Raw genomic sequence first — 6,238 nt, forward strand, 5'->3', positions numbered from 1 at the left:
AGGCCGCCCCCGCCGCTCCCGTGCAGTGGGAGCCGCATCAGGTCTGGATGAGCTGCGACGGCACGCTGGGCGTAACCAAGGGCGCCTGGCAGCGCCCGGACGGCTCGGTCGGCTGGTACACCACGATCTGGCAGCGCCAGAAGAAGGGCGAGTATCGCTGGGTCCTCGACCACGGCGACACCCTGCCGAGCGCTTTGCCGGAGCCCGACATGCTCACCGCGCGGGTTGCGAAATGCGGCCGCCGCCCCGACGCGCCGCCGCCGGGTACGCCGCCTGCGGACGCGCGCACTTTCACCGGGGGCAACTCGCTCGACGGCACCTTGCGCTGGCACGTCACGGTCATGAGCGCCAACGATGCCCGCACCGTCAGCGTACAACTGTGGAATGGTACGCAATTCGACACGATCGTAGAGGACAAGGTGACGCCGCAAGGTTAGGGTAGGGCGGATGTACGAGCTTTTCCTCAGCGCCTTCGTCACGCTCTTCGTCGTCATCGATCCGCCGGGCTGCGCGCCCATCTACGCCGGGCTCTCCGCCGGGGCGAGCCGCGCGCAGGCAATCTCCATGGCGACCCGCGCCTGCGTGATCGCGGCGATCATCCTCGTGGTCTTCGCGCTGTTCGGCAAGACGCTGCTGAACGCCCTGCACATCGAACTCGACGCCTTCCGCATCGCCGGTGGCATCATGCTGTTCATGATCGCCATCGACATGGTCTTCGAGAAGCGCACCCAGCGGCGCGAGGAGCGGGCCGAGAAGATCATCGCCCACAACGCCGCCACGCCCGAGATCGAGGACGTCTCCGTCTTCCCGATGGCGATGCCGATGCTGGCGGGGCCGGGCTCGATCGCGACGATGATGCTGCTGACCAGCCGCGCGCACGGCACCGAGCAGACGCTGACGATCCTGGGCGCGATGATCGCTGTGATGCTGCTCGCCTTCGCCGCGCTTGCCGCTGCCGGGCCGCTGATGAAGGTGCTGGGCGACAAGGTCGAGGCGGTGATCACCCGCCTGCTGGGCGTGCTGCTGGCGGCGCTGGCGGCGCAGTATGTGATCGACGGGGTCAAGGCGACGCTGCTTTCTGCATGACCGGGGGCGTGATCCAGACCGCCGCCGTCTACCTCCTCGCCGCACTGGCCGAGATCGGTGGCTGCTTCGCGTTCTGGGGCTGGTTGCGGATGGGCAAGCCGGTCTGGTGGCTGGTGCCGGGCTGCGTCTCGCTGGTGATCTTCGCCTGGCTGCTGACGCTGGTGGACACCTCGCAGGCGGGCCGGGCCTATGCGGCTTACGGCGGCATCTACATCACCTCGGCGCTGCTGTGGCTATGGCTGGTCGAGGGCGTGCGACCGGACCGCTGGGACATGGGCGGCGCGCTGCTCTGCCTTGCCGGGGCGGCGGTGATCCTGCTGGGGCCGCATAAGGGCTGAGGCCCCATTCATCGCCCCCGCGCCTTGCCGCTTGGGTGGCGGCCTCTACTCTCGCGTCAAATCACAAAACGACGGAGAAGGCTGCATGACCGGCGGGCTGGAATTCAGCTACCTCTACGATTTCCGCAATCCGGCCCCGTGGGGCCGCCCGCCCGAAGCGCTCTACGCCGAAATCCTCGACGTGGTTGCGGAAACCGAAGCGCTGGGCTTCGACGGCGCTTTCGTGCCCGAGCACCATCTCGCCGAGGACGGCTACATGTCCTCGCCGCTGGTGGCGCTCGCCGCGATGGCTGCACGCACGCGGCGGATGCGGCTGGGCACCGGCATCGCGCTTGCCCCTCTCTACGAGCCGCTGCGGTTCGCGCAGGACTGCGCGGTGCTCGACAGTCTGTCCGGCGGACGGCTGCAACTGGGGCTCGCGATCGGCTATCGTGCGCGGGAGTACGCGGCGCACGGGCTGGATTTCACCAAGCGCGGCGCCCGGTTCGACGAATTCCTGGAGATCGTGCGCCGCCTTTGGTCCGGCGAGACGGTAGACTTCGAAGGCCGCTTCTTCACTCTTCACGGCGCCAAGGCCGGGCCGCTCTCAAGCCGGGGGCATATCCCGCTCTACATCGGCGGCTTCGCGCCCAAGGCGATGGAGCGGGTTGCGCGGCACGGCGATGGCTACTTCGGCAATCCCGAGATCTGGCCGCTCTACCGCGAGAAACTGGAAGCGGCGGGCAAGGACCCAGCCGATGCACGCATCTGGATACAGGGCCTGATGCTGGTCGTCGCCGAGGACAAGGCGGCGGCGCTGGACGAACTGGCGCCCCATTTCCACCACGTCAACAATAGCTACGGCGGCTGGATGAACGAAGATAAGGCCATCGGCCTTGACGGTCCGACGATCCAGGCGATGAGCCTCGATGCCTTCAAGGCCAGCGGCATCCTGCAGATCCTGACCCCGTCCGAGGCGGTCGCCTACTTCCACCGCCTGCTGGAAAAGGCCCCGGTCGAGCAATTCACGATGATGATGCCGCCCGGCCTTCCGGCGGAGCGCTTCCTCGCTTATGCGGGGCTCTTCGCGCGGGAGGTGCTCCCGCATTTCCAGTGAGGGCTTGCGTGATCGAGGATGCGGAGAAGGACGGCGAGCGCCGGGGCGGGTCACCGCAGTCGGTCACCCGGGTCATCCGCCTGCTCGAAGCCCTTTGCGTCAGCAGCGAACCGGTGTCGCTGGCCGATCTCAGCCGCCGTCTGAAGACCCCGAAGAGCAGCCTTGCGGCGCTGCTGCGCGGGCTGGCGGACGAGGATCTCGTCGTCGCGGCCGATGGCGTCTGGCGGCTCGGTCCGGGCGCTTTCGGCCTCGGCAGCGCACTGACCGAGGCGCGGCGGCGGCTGCAAAGCTCCGACCTCGTGCGCGACGGGATGCGGCGGCTGGCCGCGCGCAGCGGGGAGACGGTGCTGTTGGCGGTGGGCGATCATGACGGCGACATGGTCACGTACGTGGACCTCGTAGAGAGCCGCAACGTGGTGCGCTATTCGGTCTCGATCGGGGACAGGCGGCCGCTCTACGCGACGGCGGCGGGGCGGGCGTTGCTGTCCATGTGTTCGCCCTCGGCGGTCGATGCCTACCTCAAGCGCGTGACGCTGGCGCGGATGGCGCCGGGGACCGAGATCGACCCCGCCGCGCTGGCGCTGGCAGTCGAGCAGGCCCGCGCGAAAGGGTGCGCCCAGACTGTCGATCAGGCGGCCGAGGGCGTCACCGGTACGGCCTGCGTGGTGCGCGATGCGGCGGGCGAGGTCGTCGGCGCGCTGGTTGCCGCCGCGCCCAGCGCGCGCGCGGCGGGGCGGCTTGACGAACTCGTCCGGCTGGTGCGGGACGAGGCCGCCGCGATCTCGCGCAGTCTGGGGTTCAGGTAGGGCGCGCCCGTTTCATGTCATGTCGTCCTATCCGCGAAGGCAGTCGGCCCGCGGGCATGGTTCACCGCTTGCGCACGAACTCCGCGCGCAGCACCAGCCCCTTGATGCCGGGATAGCGGCAGTCGATCTCCTGCGCATCGCCGGTCAGGCGGATCGCGGGGATCACCGTCCCGCGCTTCAGCGTCTGGCCTGCGCCCTTGACGTCGAGGTCCTTGATCAGCGTCACCGAATCGCCGTCGGCGAGCACATTGCCGACCGCGTCGCGGACTTCCACGGCATCGGCCGCCGCGCGCTTCGCCGTCAGTTCCGAGGCAGGCAGCCATTCGCCGCTGTCCTCGTCGTAGACATAATCCTCGTCGTCGCTTGCCATGATCCATTCTCCTGATGCCTTTGCGCCCTTGGCAGCGCGACGCGCGTTTGACCAGCAGCATGCCGCCTTCGCAGCATCGCAAGCCGGTGCTACGCTGCCTCTTCCCAAGGAGGGCCACGCATGCGCAACCCGACCACCGACTGGATGAAACTCGCCCACGACAGCTACTGGCTCTGGGCGGAATCGCTCATGGTCATGGGCATGCGCACCAGCGACATGATGACCGGCAAGGGCAGCGACCGCGAAAATGCGCTGATGGTCTCGGAAAAGGTCAGGGCGGCCGCCGAAGTGGGCATGATGCTGGCGACGTCGAGTGCATCTCCGAAGACCGCCGGAAAGGCCGTGCGCCATTACCGCCGCAAGGTCACCGCAAACCGTAAACGCCTCGCCCGGAAGAAATCATGAGTGTTCACATCGGCATTGGCGGCTGGACTTATGAACCATGGCGCGGGCTGTTCTATCCCAAGGGCCTCACCCAGTCGCGCGAACTGGCCTACGTCGGCGAACACCTGACCGGCACCGAGATCAACGCCACCTTCTATCGCGGCCAGAGCGCCGCCAGCTTTGCCAAGTGGCGCGATGCAGTGCCCGATGGCTTCCGTTTCGCGCTCAAGGGCAGCCGGTACTGCACCAACCGCAAGGACTTGTCCGAGGCGGGCGAGAGCGTGGCGCGGTTCATGGCGCAGGGGCTGGTCGAACTGGGCGACAAGCTGGGGCCGATCAACTGGCAGCTTGCGGCCACCAAGAAGTTCGACGCGGCCGAGATCGCCGCCTTCCTCGCCCTGCTGCCCGCCAGTCACGAGGGCCTGACGGTGCGCCACGCGATCGAGGCAAGGCACGAGAGTTTCGACGATTCGGCCTTCTTCGACTTGTGCCGCAAGGCCGGGGTAGCGGTGGTGCTGGCCGATTCGCCCAAATATGCAGTGCTGGATGCGACGGACTGCGCTCCGTTCGTCTACGCCCGCCTGCAGAACGCGCAAAGCGAACTGGAACAGGGCTATCCGGACGAAGACCTCGACACATGGGCAAAGCGTGTCGGCGGCTGGACCGGACAAGGCCGTGAAGTATTCGCCTTCTTCATCAATGGCGCGAAGGAGCGGGCGCCTGCTGCGGCAATGAAGCTGATCGAGAAAGTCGGGCGCTGAGGATGCTGCAGGGTGCGACGCCGACAGTCCCCGGAGCGCGAGGGTAATAACCCTCGCATTTTCTTACCCTTGGCATCTTTGTCGATCGCCCCGGCAACCTGAGCGATTGCGATCCGTTTTGGCTATCATGAAACGGATTGCCGCGCTCGCCGCTCTCGTCCTGCTGCCCCTCGCCGCCTGCTCGTCCGGGCCGGAGGAGCCGAGTGTAACCGCTTCCGCGAGCGAGGAGGCTCTGGCCAGCGAGGCCGCGCCTTCGGAGGCTGCGCCCGCCGTCACTCCCGCGAGCGACCCTAAAGTGCTTGGCTTGGAGGGGCTGGGTGACCTGAAGATCGGTCAGCCGGTGCCCAAGGGCAGTTCCTGGGCGTCACGCGGCGCACAGGAAAGCGACAGTTGCACGGCGATCAGCTCGCCTGACTACCCCGGGGTGTATGCCATCGTCACCGAGGGCAAGGTGCGCCGCATCACGCTGGGCGCGAATTCCACGGTCAAGCTGGCCGAGGGTATTGGCGTCGGTGCGACCGAGGGCGACGTGAAGAAGTGGTTCGCCGGTTTCCGCGAGGAGCCGCACAAGTACGAAGCCGCGCCCGCCAAGTACCTGACGGCTCCCAATGCCCGCCCCGGAGAATCGGCGCTGCGCTTCGAGATCAAGTCTGACGGCAAGGTCGGCCTGATCCATGTCGGCGAGATGCCGGTGCTGGCCTATGTGGAAGGCTGTGGCTGAGGGGTTTCCCCGGGTCGTGCCGCCGGGCATGGTCGGGCGATGAACCACTACCTGCTGATCTATCACCTCGCGCCCGGTTACCTCGAGCGCCGGGCCGAATTTCGCGCCGCGCATCTGGACCTCGCATGGCAGGCGGCCGAGCGCGGCGAACTGTTGCTTGGCGGCGCGGTCGAGGATCCGCTCGATACGGCGATGCTGCTGTTCGCCGGCGAGGGGCCGGAAGCTGCGGAGGCTTTCGCCGAGGCCGACCCTTATGTGACCGAGGGCTTGGTCGAGCGCTGGAACGTCCGGCGCTGGGTGACCGTCGTGGGCAAAGAGGCTTCGGCTCCGGTGAGGCCGTGAGCGAACTGGCGATCCGCAGCCGCCGAGCCGCCTTCAACAGGGCCATTGCGGACGGCGATGCGGCGGCGATCGGGCCACTGCTGGCGCGCGACTGCGTCATGGTTACCGGCACCGACAGCGCCGTGATCGCGGGCCGGATGGCGCAAGTGAAAGTCTGGCGGCGTGAGTTCGGCCATTCCGGGCGGATGGTCTATGTTCGCACGTCCGAAAGCGTGGCCATTTCTTCCGCCGAGCCGATCGCCATGGAGCACGGACGCTGGTACGGAACGCAAGGTGGTTCGGAAATTCCCGGAGCCTCGGGCACTTACGCCGCCAAGTGGCGCGAAGTGGCGGG

10 protein-coding genes and 1 pseudogene are annotated in these 6,238 nt (G+C 67.6%); 10 read left to right on the plus strand and 1 reads right to left on the minus strand.

Features of this window, described 5'->3' with window-relative positions:
• From LH128_RS09235 to LH128_RS09255, 5 genes and pseudogenes are all read left to right on the plus strand, one after another.
• Positions 1 to 437: pseudogene (locus tag LH128_RS09235) on the plus strand (hypothetical protein); the annotation flags it as partial.
• Between the two features lie 10 nt (positions 438 to 447).
• The gene (locus LH128_RS09240; protein ID WP_008829351.1) at positions 448 to 1,086 is read left to right on the plus strand and encodes a MarC family protein; all 639 of its coding nucleotides are present in this window, start codon (positions 448 to 450) and stop codon (positions 1,084 to 1,086) included.
• On the plus strand, positions 1,083 to 1,424 hold the full coding sequence (locus LH128_RS09245) for a YnfA family protein (RefSeq protein ID WP_008829352.1): 342 nt from the start codon (positions 1,083 to 1,085) through the stop codon (positions 1,422 to 1,424). The genes LH128_RS09240 and LH128_RS09245 overlap by 4 nt, the downstream gene beginning before the upstream one ends.
• Positions 1,425 to 1,509: 85 nt before the next feature.
• Entirely contained in the window at positions 1,510 to 2,520 is a 1,011-nt protein-coding gene (locus LH128_RS09250; protein ID WP_008829353.1) for an LLM class flavin-dependent oxidoreductase, read from the plus strand.
• 8 nt (positions 2,521 to 2,528) lie between these two features.
• Positions 2,529 to 3,326 (plus strand): IclR family transcriptional regulator, encoded by a 798-nt coding sequence (locus tag LH128_RS09255; RefSeq protein WP_008829354.1) that lies wholly within the window; start codon positions 2,529 to 2,531, stop codon positions 3,324 to 3,326.
• Between the two features lie 61 nt (positions 3,327 to 3,387).
• Here LH128_RS09255 and LH128_RS09260 read toward each other — a convergent pair whose 3' ends face one another.
• Entirely contained in the window at positions 3,388 to 3,696 is a 309-nt protein-coding gene (locus tag LH128_RS09260) for an alkylphosphonate utilization protein (RefSeq protein ID WP_008829355.1), read from the minus strand.
• Positions 3,697 to 3,816: 120 nt separating this feature from the next.
• Between LH128_RS09260 and LH128_RS09265 the strand changes: the two genes are divergently transcribed.
• The 5 genes from LH128_RS09265 to LH128_RS09285 form a co-directional block, all read left to right on the plus strand.
• Positions 3,817 to 4,101 carry a hypothetical protein gene (locus LH128_RS09265; protein ID WP_008829356.1) on the plus strand — a complete coding sequence of 95 codons (285 nt, stop codon included), beginning with the start codon at positions 3,817 to 3,819 and terminating at the stop codon, positions 4,099 to 4,101.
• Entirely contained in the window at positions 4,098 to 4,841 is a 744-nt protein-coding gene (locus LH128_RS09270) for a DUF72 domain-containing protein (protein WP_008829357.1), read from the plus strand. The genes LH128_RS09265 and LH128_RS09270 overlap by 4 nt, the downstream gene beginning before the upstream one ends.
• 127 nt (positions 4,842 to 4,968) lie before the next feature.
• The gene (locus tag LH128_RS09275; RefSeq protein ID WP_008829358.1) at positions 4,969 to 5,562 is read left to right on the plus strand and encodes a hypothetical protein; all 594 of its coding nucleotides are present in this window, start codon (positions 4,969 to 4,971) and stop codon (positions 5,560 to 5,562) included.
• A 39-nt stretch (positions 5,563 to 5,601) separates the two neighbouring features.
• Positions 5,602 to 5,904, plus strand: a complete 303-nt coding sequence (locus LH128_RS09280; protein ID WP_008829359.1) for a YciI-like protein — start codon at positions 5,602 to 5,604, stop codon at positions 5,902 to 5,904.
• Positions 5,901 to 6,238: DUF4440 domain-containing protein (locus LH128_RS09285; RefSeq protein WP_008829360.1), on the plus strand; the 338-nt coding region annotated here is incomplete at its 3' end. The genes LH128_RS09280 and LH128_RS09285, both read left to right, overlap by 4 nt.

Source organism: Sphingomonas sp. LH128, from assembly GCF_000293195.2.
Taxonomy (GTDB): domain Bacteria; phylum Pseudomonadota; class Alphaproteobacteria; order Sphingomonadales; family Sphingomonadaceae; genus Novosphingobium; species Novosphingobium resinovorum_A.

What these genes read in the sequence shown, in the direction of transcription:
- LH128_RS09240 (WP_008829351.1), top strand. Translation starts at nt 448, where the DNA reads ATGTACGAGCTTTTCCTCAGCGCCTTCGTCACGCTCTTCGTCGTCATC.
- LH128_RS09245 (WP_008829352.1), top strand. Translation starts at nt 1,083, where the DNA reads ATGACCGGGGGCGTGATCCAGACCGCCGCCGTCTACCTCCTCGCCGCA.
- LH128_RS09280 (WP_008829359.1), top strand. Translation starts at nt 5,602, where the DNA reads ATGAACCACTACCTGCTGATCTATCACCTCGCGCCCGGTTACCTCGAG.
- LH128_RS09265 (WP_008829356.1), top strand. Translation starts at nt 3,817, where the DNA reads ATGCGCAACCCGACCACCGACTGGATGAAACTCGCCCACGACAGCTAC.
- LH128_RS09275 (WP_008829358.1), top strand. Translation starts at nt 4,969, where the DNA reads ATGAAACGGATTGCCGCGCTCGCCGCTCTCGTCCTGCTGCCCCTCGCC.
- LH128_RS09250 (WP_008829353.1), top strand. Translation starts at nt 1,510, where the DNA reads ATGACCGGCGGGCTGGAATTCAGCTACCTCTACGATTTCCGCAATCCG.
- LH128_RS09260 (WP_008829355.1), bottom strand. Translation starts at nt 3,696, where the DNA reads ATGGCAAGCGACGACGAGGATTATGTCTACGACGAGGACAGCGGCGAA.
- LH128_RS09270 (WP_008829357.1), top strand. Translation starts at nt 4,098, where the DNA reads ATGAGTGTTCACATCGGCATTGGCGGCTGGACTTATGAACCATGGCGC.